Here is a 20,411-nt window from a genome sequence, read left to right as displayed (position 1 = left end):
TAATTCAATAGACCCCTTCTTTTTCCAATCAATACGTATATGTAATAATGAAAACGTTAACAATCACACGGAATAGGAAATGTATATATGAATATATGGAATTGTTTATGTTTTTTTCTCAGAATGTTAACGATTGCAATCTATATTAGTTTAGCAGATCGATTTATAGATTTTTGAAGAATCCTCAGGTAAAATGGCTTGTAATAAAGCTGAGGAGGAATGGGCATCATGGCAGAGCATTTAGCTGATATCTTGAAGTTGTTGAAGCAAAAAGAGTGGGTAGATTTGTCCCACGCTTTTTATCCTGAAATCCCTCATTTTCCCGTATTCGATAATGTTCAGGTGGATACCCTGTTTACCCACGACGATGGCTTTTTTGTAAAACAATACTGCTTTCCCGGTCAGTATGGGACTCATATTGACGCACCCGTTCATTTTGTGAAGGGCAAACGTTACTTGCATGAGCTTTCGTTGAAGGAACTGGTTTTGCCGCTAGTTGTCATTGACCGTTCAGCAGCCGTTGCAGCCAATTCTGACTATGAACTTACGGTTGCGGATATTTTGGACTTTGAGAAAGAGCATGGACGCATTGCTGATCAGTCCTTTGTCGCTTTTCGCAGTGATTGGAGCAAACGTTGGCCTGATTCAGATGCCTTCTCAAACAAGGACGACGCTGGAGATGCACACTGTCCGGGCTGGTCGCTGGAAGCGCTACGCTTTTTGGTAGAAGAACGGAATGTAGCTGCCATTGGACATGAAACACTAGATACTGATTCCTCTGTAGCTTATCGCAATGCTGGCAAGCTGGTAGGGGAATATTACATATTGGAGCAGGATCGATATCAAGTTGAGGTGATGACGAATTTGGACAAGCTGCCCCCGACGGGCGCGGTTATATATAATATCGTTCCGAGCATTCAGGATTCCCCCGGATTTCCGGTGCGCTCCTTTGCTATTTTGCCTTAACCATACAGTACTCAGTCATTGATAAAACGATAATATAATCATCTTGAACTAAAAGACCGATTCAGATATCGACATCTGAATCGGTCTTTTCTAGCTTATATGGGGTAATGTACAGCGTGAATGACCGTTCAGTCCATCTTGAATCAAAATAATGAAACGTCTTAAGTGATAATCGTTACGGTAGGGGCAGAGATGGTGGGCTGAGTTGATATGGTGGAGGTTGTACTGCTAAAATCTGTTATTTCTATAACAACTGGGACACCTGGTGTAATATCTACGGAGGCAATGACCAAACTTGCTGTGGTTAGGGTGAATAAGGAGCTCTGCTGAATAACTCCGTTAATATAATAATTAGAAGAATCCGTAGCTGCTAATGTTGGCAAAGCAACAACTGGAGCATCAGCGTCATCTACAAAACTTGCAGCAGGAACGGTTGTTACTGTTGCTCCGATCATTCCAGCTGTAATGGTTGCAAAAAAGCGAGTCGTGGCTGGGGCTATAGTCGTGGTTACGGCACCACCTGTTGACACTGGAGCTGTAGCTACTGCTGTGAACACAGGTTTTATGATTGGCATAGTTCTCATCTCCTTTCTTTACTGGTAATGAGCCATTCGCTGGCTCTTAATCAATAAATGATTTTTCAACCTATTTGGAAACGGCATATTAACCTTTCTATTAATAATAGGGTAAATGGAGAAGGCCCTATTTTGCTACAAATATAGATGGAAGCGAATACTTGGAATCGGCATGCTACAGATGCCTAAAACCCTAAAGGGGGATGTGCATACAATACATAGCATGAGAGAAGGAGGTGCATACGGCTGGTATGAGGAGACGCGATTCATCACTAAGAAGGCAAGGAAAGAGAACCGTACATTGCAAGACCAACAAACGTAAAAAGTGTAAAACAAGTTATTCATTCCAAGGTAGAACAAAAACAAGGTTCAATGCCAAAAAGCATCCAAAGCTAATCATGCAACGACGGTGTAGAAATATTCCTGTCAAGCGGAGGAAAAGAATGGGCCAGACGGGAAAGCGAGGTGTTCCGGGTTCGACAGGAGCACAAGGCATTCCCGGTTTGACAGGGTTACAGGGTGAAACTGGTTTGACCGGAGTACAAGGCATTCCAGGTTTAGCAGGAGCGCAAGGCATACCGGGAACTGCGGGAGCACCGGGAGTCCAAGGAATACCAGGAATACAGGGTCCAGCAGGAACACGGGGAGCGCCAGGAGTGCCAGGTCCGGCTGGAGTCCAAGGTAGTTCAGGTGCAACAGGTGCACCTGGCCCTACTGGAGCACAGGGCATAGCGGGCCCTACCGGCGCCCAAGGAATAACAGGCCCAACCGGTCCGGCAGCTGACATTTCAAATATTGAAATTATACCCATAGCTGAGCGGTATTTTTATTTTGCGCCTGCTACAATTGAATCTTCAATCACGATTATGGCAGATCAATTTTCTGTAGATGGTGTACAGGAGGTCTTTCAGCGTTTTAATGTCGGAAGCAATAGTTACGCCAATCTATACATTAACGGCATGATACAAGAAAGCACATTGTATAGCCTGACACCTGAATCGCTGACGATTCGCCTTAACGAAGGAGAGGCAATTCTCTCCGGCACACCTATTATTGTGGAAATTGTCCAATTTAGTGTGCGATCCAGTGGATGATACGGTTTGCGGTGAGGCAACCCAGAGGCAGATACAGCTGTTTCTTGGGGCAACGAGCCTTTGCATCCGACATGCCAAAGCTGAAGACCGACTTTGGAGCCTTGGTCATGGATGGCTTGCACGACTTTTTTGCAGCGGGGAAATGTGCTCGTCGCTCCATAGGCCAAGATTGCCTGAGTCTTTTCCCTGCTGGGTGGCTGCGTGCATCTCAAGCATAATTAGTCCCAACTGTCCTAGCGCCCGTTTTATTCGGTTACATATCTATTTTATATGAATAAAATGGGGTGATACACGTATAATTTAAGGTGTTTATAATTAATCACATATAAAAACATGGTGTATTAGGTTGGATTCAATATATTTTAAATGAAGGTATGAAGAGGGAATGAGCCTGCATAAATATAATTTGCATTTTAGTTAGTTATCGCTTACTATAAGCTTATGAATAAGAAAACACATATAGACAGCAAAAAGAAAGATATTCTGCAGGCAGCGATGTGCTTATTTGCAACCAAAGGAATTGACGGGATTTCGGTCAAAGAAATTGGAGAGGCTGCCGGTGTGACGGATGCCGCGATTTATAAGCATTTTAAGAGTAAAGATGCGATGGCCTTGGAAGTATTCGGGCAGTATTGCAATAGCTACACCACATTAATTGACTTCTATCGCAAGCAGAGTGGGAGCTTCGTCAGTCGTTTCCATCAACTGGTGGATGAAGTGCTGAATTTGCATGATGAGGACCAGTATGGCTTGCTTCTACTATCACAGCATCATGAGCTGTATGTTGAAGCAAGCCAGAGCCAGAATGTGCGTCAGCCGCTGGAGGCGTTGACTGAATTCATCGAACAGGGGATTCAACAAGGTGAACTGCCGAAGCAGGATGTCCAGCTATCCGGTGTGCTCATCATTGGAGCTATTACACGCTTGTCCGTGTCCAGCCTCGAAGGTGAACTTCCACAGCAGTTGGTCCCATTTGCAACAGAGGTCAAACAACGTTTAACTGCTTTATTAAGTAAAGGTCAGTAGTGACCTTTTCTTTTTAAATATAAAGTTAGTGTTTTCTAACTAAAAACATAATATGAAGGTAGGAATAGTTTATATGTCTAAAAAAATATTGGTAATTCAAGGGAATCCTGTCGCTGGCAGTTATGGAGAAGCGTTGGCTCAATTCTATGTAAAAGGGGCGAAGGCTGCAGGGGCAGAGGTTCGTTTGTTGCAACTATCCGAGCTTGATTTTAATCCAAATCTATTAGGTGGATATCGTAATAAATTGCCGCTGGAGCCTGATTTGATCCAGGCACAGGAGTCGATTAAATGGGCAGAACATCTCGTTTTTGTCTTTCCGATCTGGTGGGGCAGCTTGCCTGCATTAATGAAAGGATTCATTGACCGTACCTTTATGCCGGGATTTGCGTTTAAGTATCAAAAAGGAAAACCCCTGCCTGACAAGCTTCTAAAAGGAAGAACGGCCCGCCTCATTACAACGATGGACGGTCCACACTGGTACTACCGATTTTTCCAGGGACAACCTGGGCATCGAATGATGAAGGATTCCACGCTGCATCTATGTGGTGTCAAACCAGTGCATTCTACGGCGATTGATCTCATGAATAAATTATCGGATCAGCAGCGCAACGATTGGCTGAGCAAGGTGGAGCAGCTGGGACGAAGCATGAGCTAGGTTTTCGCCTGCCTGCCCCAAATCCATTGGCTACAGGTAAACCATGGTGGTATCTGATCATAATTGACCTTCAAAAAGAAAAAACACCGCAATGGGAGCAACTGGCTCGCATTGCGGTGTTTGGAATCGCTCATGTTTGCAATCAACGTTATATAAATATCGATGCAACGATTAAAATAAATCCGGTCGCTAGACCGGCAGGGCCCCAATAATGCATAGGGATAAAAAACAGACTGTGCTGGGTTCCCATTCAATGGGGGATTTACAATGTGTAAAACTGGAAAAAAGACGTCAAGAAGGGAAGGAAAGCTTAGCTGTTATTGTACTGTGTTGATTCTTGAAAAAAATATGACCACCATTTAGCTATAGGCGGTCATATGAGGAATTCAAAAACGTTCCTGTTAGTGGAACATTTGAGAACAATTATTCAGATTTATTGAGGAGCCTTTGTTCGAAGAAGATTTAATCCTAATCCGATGAAGATTATCCCGGTTATTTTGTTTAAATAGCTGCTAAGCCTTTGGTTGACTTTTATTTTATGGGTAATGTAAGAGGAAAAATAGGCAATAAACAAGCACCATAACAATCCGGTGAACGAAAATGTAAGTCCTAAAATGATAAATGGAATGGGCCCAGAAGCCTTTGTATCAATAAATTGTGGAAGAAAGGCAATGAAAAACAAAGAAACCTTGGGATTCGTAAGACTGGTCAACATCCCTTGTAGATATGTTTTTCTGTTGCTGTGTTGTTTATTGGATTCAGATGCTCTAAAACTTGCATTTGTTTTATCTAATAGCATTCTAACCCCTAGATAAACTAAATAAATAACTCCAATTATTTTAATCATGTTGAACACGATAATTGACTTTGTAAGTATAATTGATAAACCAAAAGCAACTAACAACGTATGGATCAAAGAACCACTAATGATACCGAAAACAGAATACACACCGGCTTTTCTCCCCTGTGCAATGCTTTTCCCAATTATATACATGGTGTCTGCACCAGGAATTAGATTTAGGAGGATTCCAGTAAGCAAAAATACTTCATAATTTACGATTCCAAACATTTTGTGAACACCACCTATTCGTTATGAAATACATTAAAAGGTAATGATAATTTAGTAAATAGCTCATTGTCAATCTTCAATATCTGTTATACGTATATGTAAGTTTACCTAAAAAAACCGCTTTTCACCCCTCCATAGGTCTGGCATGACCTGATCCTGAAGGAGGGAAAAGCGGCTTTTACAATGAGGATACTACGTAGTTACTCATTCACGATAATCAGCAAAAAACATGGGCAGCCTGTCCTGTGTCAAATGCCCAAAGGATGGGCCGTTGTCATATACCCGCGGAGCAGGCGACAGGCTTATTCGGCTGCTGCTTTCGCTTGTTCCGCTACGAAAATAACAGGCTTCATAATTCGACTCAGCATATCTTGCTTCGGACGATTCCAGGTAACCCAATCATCCAGTAGCAGACCGCCTGTGTCGCCGCTATTCGGATTCAGGGACCAGTACGTAAAGTACAGGTTGTTGGCACCAATATAGTCTACGAGTGCATTTTGCCATTTCCCCTCAGTAGTAGACAAATCAACATTACGACCGCCGAATTCACCGACCAGTACCGGAGCTATGTTTTGCTTGCTGATGTAGCCCCAGGTTTGATCCCAGATCGCTGGCAAGTTGGACGGGAAGGCCGGATCGTTGAACCATGGCTGCGAAGACACACCAGGGCCGTAATCATGTGGAGAATATACGACACGGTTCGGTACGTCCAGAACGACAGGATAGTTGGCTACACCTGTCAGGTTGCCACCCCACCAGTATTGGCTGTTGTTGCCTTGTACATTGTGGTCTACACCTTCTACGAGAATCAGCCAATTCGGATTCACGGACAGAATCGCATTCCCTGCACGTTGTGCCGCCAGACGCCAGTCTGTGGAGGCATTGCCTGTGCCCCAGCTTGCTTGACCGTGTGGCTCATTGTGTAAATCCGCACCAATGACGGTAGGGTTGTTTTTATAACGATCAGCCAACATTTTCCAGTCGCTAATCCAGCGAGACTCAGGGTACTGGGATGTGTACCACAGCTCGGATTGCCCACCTGAGCTTGGACGGTGACGGTCAAGGATAATCTGAATACCGCGTTGTCCAGCTTTTTCGATCAGCTTGTCCATAATTTGAATCGGAGTTAATCCGACCAGATCAGGGTTTTTGTGATAATCAATACTGTCTGGACGAGAACTGGAATCGAACAACTGATTGCTGTAAGGCAGACGAATCAGATTGTAGCCTTCTTTCTTCACCTGATCTAGCATGTCGTCCATTGAGCGGCTCCACAGTCCGTGCAAGGTGTAATTAGGAGTTTCCAGACCGAACCAGTTCAGACCGTTAAATGCCGCTTCTTTCCCGGATTCGTCTACAATCTTGTTTCCTTGGGTGTGATAATATCCTTTCACACTGGCTGCATCTGCTGAAGCGGGAGTATAGCCAGACAGTGTGAAGCCCATTACGAGGGAGGCAATGACGAAAAATGTTTTTTTCATTCCTTTTTTCTTCATAATTCTGCTTCCTCCTTTATTTAAAAGAAATTGTAACCGATTACATTTTTATTTTATGTTCAAATCTTCCATCAAACAAGTTCATAAAATTCGTATCTTTCTAAGATTTTGTTCGAATTCAATAGATTCGTAACAACGGATGGTTAAGCTAAGTGTCCAGCTTTTGTGGGAGCGGTTGTTTATGGGCTGGATGGCACGCTCTAACTCTTTATTTATTATATTTTCCTGCTGTAAAAGAAGGTATATAATAAAGTGAAATTCACTTTACATACAGGTTGCAGAATATATATATTTGAAAATTAACACGCATGACATGCAAAAAGGAAAGGAGGGTAATTATGGTAACAACGATGAAGGAAGTTGCAGAACGTGCCGGGGTGTCGAAGAGTACAGTTTCGCAGTTTCTACAAAAGAGATACAACTATATGAGTGAAAACACCAAGAAGAAGATCGAGCAAGCGATTGAGGATCTCAGTTATATACCCAATGAGGTAGCACGTAGTCTCAAGCAGAAGAAGACCTTCATTGTGGGGGTTATTTCTTCAACCATTTTATCGAGATTTACAACAGAAGTCGTGCGTGCCATTGAAGATGAATGCCAACTGGAAAATGTCCAGGTCATTGTCTGCAATACCGATGATGATTCGCTCAAAGAGAAAAAGTATGTCCAGTCGATGATTGCTCGGCAAGTGGATGGACTTATCATTTTCCCGACGGAAGAGAACAAGAAATTATATGTTTCCCTTGTCAAGAATGGCTATCCTTTCGTGTTTGTGGACCGGAAAATCGATGAAATCAGCGTAGATACGGTGCTGTTGAATAATGAAAAGGCCAGCGAGCTTGCGGTTGAAGCACTCATTGAGCATGGTCATAACAACATTGGGATTATCACGTTCCCCTTAGGCAAAAAAGCGATCACTACACGAAGTGAGCGACTGTCAGGTTATCGAAATACGTTGGGCAAACATGACATCCCAGTGAATGAAAACTACATCAAAAGCGGCAGGTTGGATGAAATGCCCAATCTGATTGGACAACTATTCCACATGGAGAATCCGCCCACTGCAATCATTGCTACGAATGACATGATTTTGGAGCAGGTGCTGATTTATGCAAAAAATAATCATCTGACCATACCTAATGATTTTTCCTTGATTGGCATAGATGATGTATCCTTTGCGTCTTTTTATAATCCGCCGATCACCACCGTTTCCCAGCCGAGTTTTGAAATGGGGAAAAGAAGTGCCCGGCTACTGCTGGAGAAAATTGATCAAAAAGAACAGGAGCATGAGGAACTGTCAGAAATCATCCGAATGAATCCGGTCATTAACCACAGAGAATCTGTCCAAAAACTGAACTGAATGATATGAATAAGTCCTTTTTATCTTTTTGAAAACGTTTTTATGAATTCTATTGTAAAAAGAAAATAAAGAGCTATAATGATCTTATGATTCGAGTCATGAATACCCTTTCATTTATGTATGTCCTGATTTTAGTGATGTTGCGATTGAAGAGAGGGGAGGAATGGAGCTTAGACGAATAATGTATGGAGTTTGTTGTGATTTAATTCACAAAAATGATTCTGCTTTTTTTACATTCCCGGAAGGGAAATTTTTTTCGAGTATTACTAAATCGATTTAGTAAGAATGAAAATAAATAAAAGAAAGTCGGAGATCACTATGGAAATGTTTATGAGCATTATCAGGGAGCCATCCATCATTATCGCGATTGTGACATTACTCGGCCTTATATTCCAGAGGAAGAAAGTATCGGAGATCATTACGGGAACCACCCTTTCTTTTATGGGCTTCACCATGATCAAGGTCGGCGGCGGCATTTTAGGTGGCGTTCTCACTAACTTCAGCCAAATTTTTTCTTATGCGTTCAACCTTAAAGGTGTCGTACCCAGCAATGAAGCCATTATGGCACTGACCATTGATCAGATCGGGGCGGATGCTGCGCTCATTCTGCTCTTTTCCATGATCCTTAACATCGTGCTTGCACGCCTGACCAAGTTCAAGTACATTTATTTGTCTCTTCACTTGATTTTGTTTATGAGCTTTGCCGCTACAGCCGTTATGAAAGGTCTGGGTCTCAGCTCGCTGACTACGATCATCGTCGGCTCTTTGGTAATTGGGAGCTATATGGCGGTGTTTCCTTACCTACTCCGGAATGCCAGCAAAAACATTATTAAATCGGATGAATATACGATTGCTCATGCTTCCATGACCTCTTACATTCTAGGTACCTATTTAGGGAAAGTTTTTGGCAACCGTGAAAATGACACCGAAAATGTGAACATTAATGACCGCATCAGTTTTTTGCGCGACCCCAATGTTGCAACGACCTTGACGATGCTTGTGCTTTTACTGGTATCTGGACTGGTTGCTGGTTCTGATTATGTCAGCAAATTATCGGATGGCAAAGAATATATCGTCTTTATCCTCGAACAGTCAGCTATTTTTGCTGCCGGCTTGTATATCGCAAAAGCAGGTGTTAAGCTGTTCACAACTGAAATTGTACCCGCTTTCAAAGGCTTCTCCCAAGTGTTCGCACCTGGAGCAATCCCTGGTGTGGATGTTCTGGTACTGTTCGATAAATCACCCAACTCCGCGTTGGTAGGCTTCTTGGTCAGCTTCTTCACAGGCGTTGCCTGCGTCTTTCTTTTCCCGTTTATCGGATTGCCTGTCATTGTGCCAGGGATCATGGCCTGCTTCCTCGCTGGTGGTGCAGCCGCGATATTCGGCAATTCCAGCGGTGGTTTCAGAGGAGCTGTTATTTCCAGTTGTCTTAATGGATTCTTGCTCTGTCTGCTGCCGGCCCTCACCTTGCCGCTCTTTTCCTTTTTGGGTGCCGAAGGAGTAACATTCGCCGATCCCGACTTTACTACCCTTTCCGGAGTACTTTGGCTTATTTTTCGCTGGTTTTAAACTAAATCGATTTATGAATTTTTTCAAAATAACTCATCTAAATCATTTGTGCTTAAAAAGAGGAGGAATTATCCATGTTTTTTAACGACCAAGATATTCAAATTGACATCGTTGACAGTAATACCACCCGGAAAGTGCTGGCCCATAGCGACCAGCTTATGTATGTCAAAGTGATGTTTGCTAAAGCGCAAACAGGGGAGATCCTGTTGCATAAGCATGTCCATGAGCAAGTCACTTATGTAATAAAGGGAAGTTTTAAGTTCATGATCGATAATGGCGAAACCAAGGAAGTGCAGACCGTCAAAGAAGGAGACAGCATTCATTTTCCATCCGATACTCTTCATGGCTGTATCCCACTGGAGGATGGCGGCATTCTGCTAGATGCATTTACACCAGCACGTGCAGATTTTCTGTAAATCTCCTTACAAAATACGGTTTATCTACCCCGAGATCTGGAGGGATTTACGAAGCCTTTCCGCGGCAGCCAACTGAGGCGGATGATGCCTTCTGGCATGTCCAATACATTTCATTTTTATCTTTTTTAGAAGAAGACCTGCAAGTATGTTATATTTAACAAACGGCAATCGTGATGAACAGTAATATAGTGATTTTTAGAAAAGGATGAGATGATTTTGGAAAACAACGAAACTCAGCAAGAATTTGCAGAAGTATATGAGCAGCTTAAAGTAGCTGCAAACCGAACCTCCGATTGGAAAACACGCCTAGCCGCGGTAAATGATCTGGGTGCATGGAAGAACCAGCAGACGATTGACTTGCTGACACACCGTTTGAATAATGATACGGTATATGCCGTCCAGGAAGCCGCTTACCGCAGACTTCAGGAATGGGGCGAGAATGTACAGCCGCCTGTGCGCAAAGAGGGTGAACTTGTTAAGGGTCTGACGAAGATTCTGGTGCGGATTAAAAAAAGCCTGCCAGCCGACCATACCTATAACGATTTTCGCGAGAAGCTGCACAAGATGAGAGTCGATATTTATGACATCTACGAAGGCGACAAGGGTGCTGAATTTGATCAGTGGCTGGAGCAAAAATGGGCTTCGTTATCTACAAGATAATGTCTGAACCCTGTAATTGAATGTGTATTTAAGGATCAATACTGGTGATGCAGACAGAGCCTTAACAAGGATAAGGGATTATCTTTGTTAAGGTTTTTTTAGCTTGTTCTCCTTAAGAATCACGCCCTTTATCTTTATGCCACTGTATATATACTTCGGCAATATGGTACGATGGGATCGGATTATTTTAGTGTGTACATGGGAGGGACTAACATGAGCAAGGCGAAGCTGTGTTTTATCGGGGCGGGCTTTCACGCTTCAACCAATATATATCCTGCTGTTATTGGGGCAGGTGCTGAAATTCAGGCGATTGCGACCAGAGATCTAAGCAGATCGAAGACAGCACTTCAGCGGTTTGGAAGCAGCGGCACACCTTATGACAATTACAAGGCTATGCTGGAGCAGGAAGACTGTGATGGAGTTGTCGTGATTGCACAAGCGGCAGATCATCCTTCGCTCGTACTAGACTGCATTAAGGCTGGAAAACATGTCTTTGTAGACAAGCCACTGGGTTGGAATGCGGAGGAAGCGGCCCAAATTGCAGATGCGGCAGAAGCAGCAGGCGTTGTCCTGATGGTCGGCTTCATGAAGCGCTACGCACCTCTATACATAAAATTAAAAGAATTGATTGAGGGTGGCTCGCTTGGAGCCGCACGCTCATTTCAGGCAAAATTCCTCGTGGACAGTACCCTGTTTTGTAAAACCGGCGAAGATTTCATGAAGCTGGCGGCGGTCCACATGGTCGATCTGGTACGTTATTTGTTCGGGGAAGTGGTGCAGGTTACCGGATTTGCGAACGATAACGGTGAGTGTATTTCCCATACGATTGCCCTGAAATTTGAAAATGGTGTAGTGGGCAGCGTATACTTCGCAGGTATGACAGCATGGACACGCGAGAGTGAAGGGGTCACGGTAACCTTTGATCACGGTTTTGCGAACGCGGATGAAGTGAACACACTGATCATTCACAAGTCGGAGAGTCATACAGAGCTTCCTTGGAAATCCCTTGCGGAAAACGATACGGTTCTGACACCGTCAGCCTCCGCGATGTCGGGCGGATACCGTGATTTGTACTTGCGCGGTTTTGTTGGTGAAATCGCACATTTCATGAACTGCTGCCAAGAAGGACGGACGCCTGATTCAAGTGGACGGGACAACGTGAAAACGATGGAGCTGTGCGACCGCATTTTGGCTGCGCTCCAATAGGATATCTATTTTATATCCAAGCTTTGGAGCCTGGACGGTACCTTAGTTTGGGTGATTTGAAAGAAGCTTCGGTTTAACTGGTCAGTAGATGGCTCCTGCATTTGTCGGGAGTCATTTTTTGTTTACCCTACGACCTTTCTATTTCATAGCATTCCTGCCCATTTTGATTAATCTCTGCTGAAAATACGCCAACAAAGACGAATGATGCGATAGAATAGGAAAAGGAAAGCGTTATCATCACCCATTTTTCTGCGATGGTTCAGGGGGAGAAGGCATATGCGTTCAAGGTCAAGGTTTCAACCATTAAACACATTACGTAATCAGATTTTTATCGGGTTTATACTGGTGATGCTCATTATGATGAGTGTGGCGGGGGCGTTCATTTATCTCAATGTATCTCACCTGTTAAAAGACAGTGCCGAGCGACATATTGGTCAGACCGCCGTACAAGCAAGCGGTAGGCTGGATGCATTAATCGGCCAGATGGACAGCTTGACGGAGCAGGTCGCGAATCACCCGTCTGTTCAGCATATTTTGCTGGAGGAGCGTAACGGGGGCAAGGTAAATTTCGGACAGCGCCAATCCCTACTGCAAGTGATGCATAGCTATCAGGCATATATGCCGAGTGTCGGCTCACTGGAGCTGTATACCGCCGAAGGAAAGATGTTGTTTCCGATTAGAGAGGGCAGTCTGGAGGAACGTATTGGACAGGCAGACATCCGGGAAGCGAATCAGATGAAAGGAAGACTGGTCTGGATCGGTATTGATCCCGAAGACCCTCGGTCACTGCTGGCAATTCGGCAGGTAAGTCTGGTGGATCGCTGGTTCTCACGAGGAGGGTACTTGATTACCCGTATGGAGCGAAGTTATTTTGGACTGAATGATGCGTCAACAGTCAATGAAGAAGCGGATGAAACCATGCTGCTTGTAGATCGTCAAGGCCAGCTGCTGTCGGGTGAACCAATGAACCAGACGGATTTGTCAGGTGTACTGCATAGCAAGACACAGACGGTTCATATTGGGGAGCGGGAATATGTGAAGGCGGTTCAGCAGTCGGAGCGGACGGGCTGGTCGCTGCTGATTCTGATTCCGGTTAGCGTCGTCACAGACGGAATTACGGTTTTACGAACTACACTTATCATTTCCGCGTCTCTTGGTGCCGTGCTATTTCTGTTCATGTCCTTTATGTTGTCTACGTTGATTACAAGACCGATAGGTCACTTGATTCAGGCGATGCGTCGTTCACGGGAAGGGGCATTGGCCCTGAATCCAGAACCGGCAGCAGCAGTCGAGCTGCGAGAATTGAACGCAGAGTACAATACGATGATTGTCGATATTAATGAATTGATCCGTGTTATTTGTGAGAAGGAGGTTTTACAAAGCCAGACCGAGCTTAAAGCTCTGCAGGCGCAGATCAATCCGCATTTTCTTTTTAATACGCTGGATGCTTTCAACTGGTCGTTACAGGAGAAGGGAGAGGAGGAGCTTGCGGGGCTGATGGTGTCCATGTCGCGGCTGTTTCGTTATGTTATCGAACCGGCTCACCATGACTCTTGGGTGACCCTCGGGGAAGAAATGGCGCAAATCCGTCGTTATCTGGAACTGATGGAGATGCGTCTGGGTGAACGTCTGAGCTGGCAAATTCATATGCCTTCAGAGGCAGCCAGAATTCCGCTTCCTAAACTGCTGATCCAGCCTATTCTAGAGAATGCCATTTTGCATGGTGTCGAAAATCGCATCGGCAACGGCCGCGTTGAAATCAGTGTCACTCCTTCGACCAGATCGGGTTGGACCAAGATCGCGGTTATAGATAACGGACCTGGAATGACAATGGAAGAACTTGCGGCTGTGCGTACAGCGTTGATGGGGGGAGCAGCCTGCCAGAGCAAGGGAACCGGTATGGGACTAGTGAATGTGCAGCGCAGGCTCACGCTCTATTATGACAGCGCATCTTATCCAACGGACGGTGTGCTGATACATAGTGCTGAGCAGGAAGGAACTGTGGTCGCTTTTGAAATTCCTGATGAATATGGAGGGCGGTAGGAATGAGTGTTTCATCCAAAACCATTGTCATTGTAGACGATGAACAGCGAACACGTCAGGGGATACACCAGACATTGGAGCAATGGGCCGCCGGGAAATACCGGATTGTGACATTCGATAATGGTTTGGAAGCATTAAATATACTGCGAGCGGAGACGGTTCATCTGTTGATTACGGATGTCCGGTTGCCGGAATTCAGTGGGCTGGATTTAATCCGCTCTCTGCAACGAGATTCACGACGACCAGCGATCATTGTCATCTCGGGTTATGCGGAGTTTGATTATGTCCAGCAGGCTCTTCGTCTGGGAGCCGTCAATTATTTGCTCAAACCGATTGATAAGCAGGAGCTGCTGAATGCGGTCAATGAAGCGCTTCGGCTGGAAGAGGAGCGGCAGCGGTACGAGAAGCTGGACAAGCTGGCTGACCCTGTTCTGCTAGAGCTTGATCTCCAGGCGGCTACTCTTAGTGATGCGGTACGACGTGCCTTCACCTATATGGCGGAGCATCTTCACGAATCCATTACGATGGCGCAGACTGCCGCGCATTCACACCTGAATGCGAGCTATTTTAGTGTTTTATTCAAGGAGCAAAGTGGTTTGTCCTTCAGCGAATATCTGCATCGACTGCGGATTCAACGAGCCAAGGAGCTGCTGCTGCATACCCAGTTGACGATTGCCCAAATCGGCGAGCAATCAGGCTACCGGACAGATAAATACTTTATTAAAGTATTCAAAGCGACCGAGGGGATAAGTCCTAGCCGCTACAGGCAGCAGATGCGTACAGGACCAGAGAATATTGACTGACAGTAGGCAGATCAAACCCAATAAAAGTGGAATTATACCCAATGAGTGTACCCTGTTGGAAGCAGGAATGAAGTGCTAAACTTACAAATGATAACGGTTACAAAAAATAAATACAACAAACGGAGGTCTAACGATGTCCAACGAGTATGGTTTGCGTAAGCGCTCACATCAAAAATGGTTTGCTGGGTTGACCCTGCTGCTGTCATTCATGCTGGTGCTATCCGGTTGCGGTGCTGGTAAGGATGGTCAAGGCGGTTCCAGTGGAGAAGGGGGAAAGGTTACACTTAAAATGATGCACCTGTGGCCAGAGGGAAGCTCGGCACAGCAGAGCAAGCTTGTGACTCAGATTATAGATCAATACCAAAAGGATCATCCGAATGTCGTCATTCAGCAGGAAGTGCTGGAAAATGAACAATATAAAAACAAACTCAAAGTGCTGTCAGCTTCCAATGAATTGCCGGATATCGGCATCACCTGGGCAGCGGGTTTCATGGAGCCTTACGTTAAAGGTGGATTATTTACGCCGATGGATGACCTGTTGAATGGTTCCAAGCTGAAGGACAAATTCGTACCGGGAACGACCGAAGCTTATGCGCTGAATGGCAAAACGTATGCGCTTCCGATTGAATTGAACATTACACCTATTTATTACAACAAAGCCATATTCCAAAAATACAACTTGAAGGTACCAGCGACATTTGACGAATTTAAGCAAGTTGTGAAAACACTTACGGATCACGGAGTTGCACCGATTGCATTGGGCAATAAAGACCGCTGGACCGGCTCGCTCTGGTATATGTATCTGGCGGACCGTATAGCAGGTAACGAAACGCTGAAAAAAGCGATTGACGGCTCAGGATCGTTCGATGACCCTGGTTTAATTCAGGCGGCCTCCGAAGTCCAGACGCTTGTGGATATGAATGCCTTTAACAAAGGATTTAACGGCTTGTCCAATGATGAGGGAAAATCCGAGTTTATGAACGACAAAGCGGCTATGTATTTAATGGCTACTTGGGAATTGCCGAATTTTACGACCAATCCTGCAATCCCGCAAGCATTTAAAGATCAAATTGGCTTCTTTAAATTCCCGATGGTTGAAGGCGGCAAGGGCAACGAGAACAGTTGGGTAGGAGGTCCGGGAGTAGGTTTGTTCGTTTCGGAAAATTCCAAGGTAAAAGAAGAGGCCAAAGCGTTCGTTGAATACTTCGTAGTCAAGTGGGGAGAGCAATCGGTCACACAGGCGGGCGTAATTCCGGCGACGAAAGTGGACACCTCCAAAGAAAAATTGCCCAAGCTGTATGTCGATTTGCTGAACGGACTGAATCAAGCCAGCAGCATTACCTTGTTCGCCGATGTACAGATGAAGCCGAATGCAGCACAGGTACATTTGAATATGATTCAGGCGTTGTTTGGTAAAGCGGTGACACCGCAACAATTTGCCGAGCGGCATAAGGCTGCCATCGAGAAAGAAAATTGAAATTGACCACCTAAGGAGGTCCAACCGTGGAAAAGGTCATGTCCAATAAGCTTGTCATTGCTCTATATGTATTGCCTTCTCTGCTGCTGTTATTCGCCGTAATATATGTACCCATCGTACTGACCGGCTATTACGGCCTGAATCAGTGGAATGGAATCGGCTCTATGACTTTTGTGGGGCTGGACAATTATCAACATTTGCTCACAGACAGTGCATTCTGGCAAAGTGCCTGGCATTCGCTGCTGTTGGCCTTGTTTTCAGGCATCAGTCTGATCGGTTATCTGGTCATTGCGATGATTTTGTCAGGAAAAATCAAGGGAGCGAATCTGCTGCGGAAAATTTATCTGATTCCCATGCTGTTGTCATCTGTAGCGATCGCACAGCTGTGGCTCAAAATGTATCATCCAACGAACGGAGTGTTCAATTCCATACTGGCGTCGGTCGGAGTCCACAATCCGCCTGAATGGTTAGCTAATCCGTCCTTGGTGCTGTTTGCCTTGTTCATTCCGATTATTTGGCAATATGCAGGCTTTTATATCCTGATCTATTATGCCGGGCTGAAAAACATTCCCGAAACGCTAATGGAGGCTGCCCGGATCGACGGGGCCAGTGCCTGGCAGATTGCAACTCGTATCAAATTGCCCCTGCTGCGAGAGGTGATTAACGTTACGATCATATTGTCTATTGTCGGCTCGCTCAAATATTTTGATCTCATCTACGTCATGACGGATGGTGGACCGAATGGAGCCAGTGAAGTGATGGCCTCTTACATGTACCACCAGGCATTCCGCAGCTTTGATTTTGGATACGGCAGCGCCACAGCCTTTGCCCTGCTGCTCATCTGTCTAATCGCTACGTGGCTGATCCGAAAGGTTACGGCTACGAGTGACACCATCCAGTATTCATAATGCAGTCTTGCTAATAGATGAGGGTAACAAAGGACAGGAAGAGGGAGGAACGGATATGAAAACCCAGGCAGCCGCCAACTATCCGCTAGGAGTCGCTACCCGCGGCAAAATGTTAACTCGGGTCGGTTATGCCGCTTTGTATATCATTTTAATCATCTTGGCGGTGACGCAGCTTTTACCGCTGGTGTGGCTGATGCTGTTCTCGCTTAAAAATAATCAGGAAGTGTTTAACCTTCCGCCGTTTGCACTCCCGTCCCAGCCGCATTGGGAGAACTATATGAATGTGTGGACTAGCGGCAATATCGGGCGGTATTTTTTCAATAGTGTGTGGATTACGGTCATATCCGTGGCGCTGACGGTGCTGCTAGCCAGCTTTGTAACGTTTGCCATTACGCGTATGCGGTGGAAAGGAAGTCAGCTGGTTCTCGGGCTATTTATGGTCGGACTGATGATTCCAGTCCATTCCACCTTGATTCCGTTGTTCAGTATGTTTCTCAAACTGCATTTAACAGATACTTCACTCTCCATCATCCTGTCGTATGTTGCTTTTAATCTGCCGACAACGATGATGATCTTGCTGGGCTTCTATTACGCCTTGCCCCGTGAAGTGGAAGAAGCGGCCGTTATGGACGGCTGCTCCGTCAACCGGATGTTCTTCCGAATCGTGCTGCCCATGACAACCCCTGTCATGGCAACGACATCTATTATTAACATGATCTATAACTGGAATGAGTTTATTTTCGTCAATACGTTCATCAGCTCGGACGAAAACAAAACACTGACCGTTGGTGTCCAGAACTTTATCGGACAATATACGACCGACTGGGGAGCTATCGGAGCTACGTTGATGATCAGCATTTTGCCCATTTTGCTCGTGTTTCTCATCATGAGTGACCGGATTGTGGAAGGGATTGCGGCCGGGTCGGTTAAAGGGTAAAACAAATTCCACTGGTTAGAAAAGCACCCCCTAGTGTAGACATTGGCACTTGGAACAAACCTCTTGGTTTGTCCGATGAATTGAAGTGCACCCCTTAGAATAGACATTGGAATAAACCCCTGGTTTATCCGATGAAATCTAAGGGGTGCATTTTTTATGCCGGCGAAAAAGGGAACAAAGTTTAACGAGTATACGTTTGAAACCAAGGTAGAGGCCATACGACTCCATATTGAAGAAGGTTGGACGTATCGTAGACTCATGGAGAAGTTTGGGATCGCAGATCGACATCGATTAAAAGAATGGATGCGCAAATACAAGCAACTCGGTGAATTCGGGCTAATGGACCAGCGAGGACGGCGTAAGGAGTATATCGACCAGGATAGGTATGTACAGAAGCTGAGACGGGAAAATGACATGCTAAAAAAGTGTTTGGAAATCTGGATGCAGGAGATGAGGCGCACAAGTATGTAACGATTGAGAAGGCCGCTAAAGAGTATCCAGTTAGCGAACTCTGTAAGCTGTTTAAGGTCTCTAGAAGTGGATATTACGCCTTCTTAAAACGGAGAGAAACAGATCGAGATCGGGACGCGAAAGCACTTGTGAAGAAAGTGTATGAGCAGTATAACGGGGTCTACGGCTATCGCCAAATTCAACTATTTTTGCAGCACGATCATGGAGTCTGGATGAACCATAAAAAGGTACTCCGGCTCATGCAGGTCTTGGGAATCCGCTCACAAATTCGCCGGAAACATCGCTGCAACTATACTTCCTCTACGAAAGGTCGTGTGGCGAAAAATCTGCTAAAACAGGATTTCAAGGTGGACAAACCTAATCAAAAATGGGTCACAGATATCACGCAATATCGTGTGGGTGATTGCTGGCTATATCTGTCTGCGATTAAAGACTTGTTCAATAACGAAATTATCGCGTACCAGATGAGCCATAGAAATGATAACGAACTGGTTTTACAGACGTTTCGACAAGCCTGGAAACAGCAAAAAGACGTGACTGGCCTCATCGTTCACAGCGACCAGGGATTCCAGTACACGTCCCATGCGTACCATGACATGCTGCCAAAGGTTGGCGCCCGAATCAGCATGTCTCGCCGAGGCAATTGTTATGATAATGCCTCGATGGAGAGCTTCTTCTCGCATCTCAAAACGGAAGGGCTCTACCCCTATGATATCCGAAATATGGATGAGGCACAAAGGAGAATAGAAGAATATATTCGATTTTACAACCAATGTCGACCACAACGAAAGTTAAATAAGCTGCCTCCGAAAGAGTATCGGAAGCAGCTTATAGCCTAGGGGCTTTTTTCAGTGTCTATAAAATGGTGGCTTGACCAAATGCTAGGAGGTGCTTTTTTATGCGAGTCAAGTTTGAGTCGATGGGAAATACATAAATCAAAATAGAAAATCCAGAAATTTAAGCTTTTTCAGAAAATAAATGATGAGCAAACATGTTGATATTTATGATGCCGACCAATTGCGTGAATCCATCGGAGGTTATGATGTGGTTGGTAACTCTGATAGGGGAATGGTAAAGTTGTATTATCTATATAGGAATTGGGACTTATTCTGCTAATTGACTGCTTATTTTTAGCATAAAAAAAAGCACATTCCTACTCGTATCTCAAGTGGGACTGTGCTTTTAAAAAGGCTATCAAGTTTGTGTCAAGTTTTTAGTGTTTGGTTTGTTGTATTGTGCGATCTTGTTGTTGGGTGTGTAAACATCCTATTGTTTTAAGCGTATAAATTTAAATTCTCTTTGATTTGAGCTAAACAACTTTCAACTTTAGCGACATTCTGGGAATGTCTTGAAAGATACTCCTGAGATACCTTAACTAAATACTCAAAAAACATCTCATAATCCACAATTGCATACACTTCTACACTAGTTACTGGCGGAGTTGTTGTGAAATTTACTCCACTATCTCCAAAATACTCTTCATCATTTGGAGTGCATTCAGTAGCAAAATAGCAGCTAGTATAACCAATACCAAATCCTTTACCCTTTGTAAATTCATTTAGAGCTTCTAAAAAATAGCCGTCCCCTAAAGTACCGTAGTATGCCTCCATATTCTTAATTTTTTCCTGAACATCTTCTACATAATATATTTCATCATCCATCTTATTCATTCCTATCTA

The 20,411-nt window shown here is 44.7% G+C and carries 21 protein-coding genes; 17 read left to right on the top strand and 4 right to left on the bottom strand.

Annotation, left to right across the window (positions count from 1 at the left end; genetic code table 11):
* The first annotated feature begins 228 nt into the window (after window positions 1-228).
* Window positions 229-966, top strand: a complete 738-nt coding sequence (locus ACYCSE_RS01930) for a cyclase family protein (protein ID WP_440722761.1) — start codon at window positions 229-231, stop codon at window positions 964-966.
* 161 nt (window positions 967-1,127) lie between these two features.
* On the opposite strand, the gene ACYCSE_RS01925 is transcribed toward ACYCSE_RS01930, so the two are convergent.
* On the bottom strand, window positions 1,128-1,541 hold the full coding sequence (locus ACYCSE_RS01925) for a DUF4183 domain-containing protein (RefSeq protein WP_061828743.1): 414 nt from the start codon (window positions 1,539-1,541) through the stop codon (window positions 1,128-1,130).
* Between the two features lie 443 nt (window positions 1,542-1,984).
* On the opposite strand from ACYCSE_RS01925, the gene ACYCSE_RS01920 reads away from it, so the two are divergent.
* From ACYCSE_RS01920 to ACYCSE_RS01905, 4 genes are all read left to right on the top strand, one after another.
* Window positions 1,985-2,635: a DUF4183 domain-containing protein gene (locus ACYCSE_RS01920; protein WP_459701105.1), complete on the top strand. Its 651-nt coding sequence runs from the start codon at window positions 1,985-1,987 to the stop codon at window positions 2,633-2,635.
* 441 nt (window positions 2,636-3,076) lie between these two features.
* Complete coding sequence (locus tag ACYCSE_RS01915) at window positions 3,077-3,661, top strand: TetR/AcrR family transcriptional regulator (RefSeq protein WP_459701103.1); 585 nt, start codon at window positions 3,077-3,079, stop codon at window positions 3,659-3,661.
* Window positions 3,662-3,734: 73 nt separating this feature from the next.
* Window positions 3,735-4,316, top strand: coding sequence for an NAD(P)H-dependent oxidoreductase (locus ACYCSE_RS01910; protein ID WP_459701101.1), 582 nt, complete (start codon window positions 3,735-3,737; stop codon window positions 4,314-4,316).
* Window positions 4,274-4,528 carry a hypothetical protein gene (locus ACYCSE_RS01905; protein ID WP_459702576.1) on the top strand — a complete coding sequence of 85 codons (255 nt, stop codon included), beginning with the start codon at window positions 4,274-4,276 and terminating at the stop codon, window positions 4,526-4,528. The genes ACYCSE_RS01910 and ACYCSE_RS01905 overlap by 43 nt, the downstream gene beginning before the upstream one ends.
* Before the next feature lie 221 nt (window positions 4,529-4,749).
* On the opposite strand, the gene ACYCSE_RS01900 is transcribed toward ACYCSE_RS01905, so the two are convergent.
* Both ACYCSE_RS01900 and ACYCSE_RS01895 read right to left on the bottom strand, forming a co-directional pair.
* Complete coding sequence (locus tag ACYCSE_RS01900; RefSeq protein ID WP_071642325.1) at window positions 4,750-5,385, bottom strand: LysE family translocator; 636 nt, start codon at window positions 5,383-5,385, stop codon at window positions 4,750-4,752.
* Between the two features lie 302 nt (window positions 5,386-5,687).
* Window positions 5,688-6,881, bottom strand: coding sequence for a glycoside hydrolase family 5 protein (locus tag ACYCSE_RS01895; protein ID WP_459701099.1), 1,194 nt, complete (start codon window positions 6,879-6,881; stop codon window positions 5,688-5,690).
* A gap of 338 nt (window positions 6,882-7,219) precedes the next feature.
* Between ACYCSE_RS01895 and ACYCSE_RS01890 the strand changes: the two genes are divergently transcribed.
* The 12 genes from ACYCSE_RS01890 (at window position 7,220) to ACYCSE_RS01835 (ending at window position 19,571) form a co-directional block, all read left to right on the top strand.
* On the top strand, window positions 7,220-8,242 hold the full coding sequence (locus ACYCSE_RS01890) for a substrate-binding domain-containing protein (protein ID WP_459701097.1): 1,023 nt from the start codon (window positions 7,220-7,222) through the stop codon (window positions 8,240-8,242).
* Between the two features lie 324 nt (window positions 8,243-8,566).
* Window positions 8,567-9,811 (top strand): PTS ascorbate transporter subunit IIC, encoded by a 1,245-nt coding sequence (locus tag ACYCSE_RS01885; RefSeq protein ID WP_430151466.1) that lies wholly within the window; start codon window positions 8,567-8,569, stop codon window positions 9,809-9,811.
* A gap of 74 nt (window positions 9,812-9,885) precedes the next feature.
* Window positions 9,886-10,227, top strand: coding sequence for a cupin domain-containing protein (locus ACYCSE_RS01880; RefSeq protein ID WP_023989787.1), 342 nt, complete (start codon window positions 9,886-9,888; stop codon window positions 10,225-10,227).
* A 216-nt stretch (window positions 10,228-10,443) separates the two neighbouring features.
* The gene (locus ACYCSE_RS01875) at window positions 10,444-10,887 is read left to right on the top strand and encodes a HEAT repeat domain-containing protein (protein WP_013311410.1); all 444 of its coding nucleotides are present in this window, start codon (window positions 10,444-10,446) and stop codon (window positions 10,885-10,887) included.
* Window positions 10,888-11,100: 213 nt separating this feature from the next.
* The gene (locus ACYCSE_RS01870; RefSeq protein WP_459701094.1) at window positions 11,101-12,093 is read left to right on the top strand and encodes a Gfo/Idh/MocA family protein; all 993 of its coding nucleotides are present in this window, start codon (window positions 11,101-11,103) and stop codon (window positions 12,091-12,093) included.
* Between the two features lie 276 nt (window positions 12,094-12,369).
* Window positions 12,370-14,136: a cache domain-containing sensor histidine kinase gene (locus ACYCSE_RS01865; protein ID WP_459701091.1), complete on the top strand. Its 1,767-nt coding sequence runs from the start codon at window positions 12,370-12,372 to the stop codon at window positions 14,134-14,136.
* A 2-nt stretch (window positions 14,137-14,138) separates the two neighbouring features.
* Window positions 14,139-14,939 carry a response regulator gene (locus tag ACYCSE_RS01860; RefSeq protein ID WP_459701089.1) on the top strand — a complete coding sequence of 267 codons (801 nt, stop codon included), beginning with the start codon at window positions 14,139-14,141 and terminating at the stop codon, window positions 14,937-14,939.
* Window positions 14,940-15,072: 133 nt separating this feature from the next.
* Entirely contained in the window at window positions 15,073-16,416 is a 1,344-nt protein-coding gene (locus tag ACYCSE_RS01855) for an extracellular solute-binding protein (protein WP_250266436.1), read from the top strand.
* 26 nt (window positions 16,417-16,442) lie between these two features.
* Entirely contained in the window at window positions 16,443-17,324 is an 882-nt protein-coding gene (locus ACYCSE_RS01850) for a carbohydrate ABC transporter permease (protein ID WP_039273005.1), read from the top strand.
* A gap of 55 nt (window positions 17,325-17,379) precedes the next feature.
* Window positions 17,380-18,261 (top strand): carbohydrate ABC transporter permease, encoded by an 882-nt coding sequence (locus ACYCSE_RS01845; protein WP_013311404.1) that lies wholly within the window; start codon window positions 17,380-17,382, stop codon window positions 18,259-18,261.
* Between the two features lie 156 nt (window positions 18,262-18,417).
* The gene (locus tag ACYCSE_RS01840) at window positions 18,418-18,732 is read left to right on the top strand and encodes a transposase (RefSeq protein WP_250259457.1); all 315 of its coding nucleotides are present in this window, start codon (window positions 18,418-18,420) and stop codon (window positions 18,730-18,732) included.
* Entirely contained in the window at window positions 18,687-19,571 is an 885-nt protein-coding gene (locus ACYCSE_RS01835) for an IS3 family transposase (RefSeq protein WP_250259456.1), read from the top strand. Before ACYCSE_RS01840 ends, ACYCSE_RS01835 begins: the two co-directional genes overlap by 46 nt.
* Window positions 19,572-20,006: 435 nt before the next feature.
* Here ACYCSE_RS01835 and cdiI read toward each other — a convergent pair whose 3' ends face one another.
* A complete protein-coding gene (cdiI, locus tag ACYCSE_RS01830) occupies window positions 20,007-20,393 on the bottom strand; it encodes a ribonuclease toxin immunity protein CdiI (protein ID WP_459701085.1) in 387 nt (128 codons plus the stop codon).
* Window positions 20,394-20,411 lie beyond the last annotated feature (18 nt).

Source organism: Paenibacillus sp. SEL1, assembly GCF_054602535.1.
Note: the sequence above shows the minus strand (reverse complement) of the source record. Positions and strands in the feature narration are given on the sequence as shown.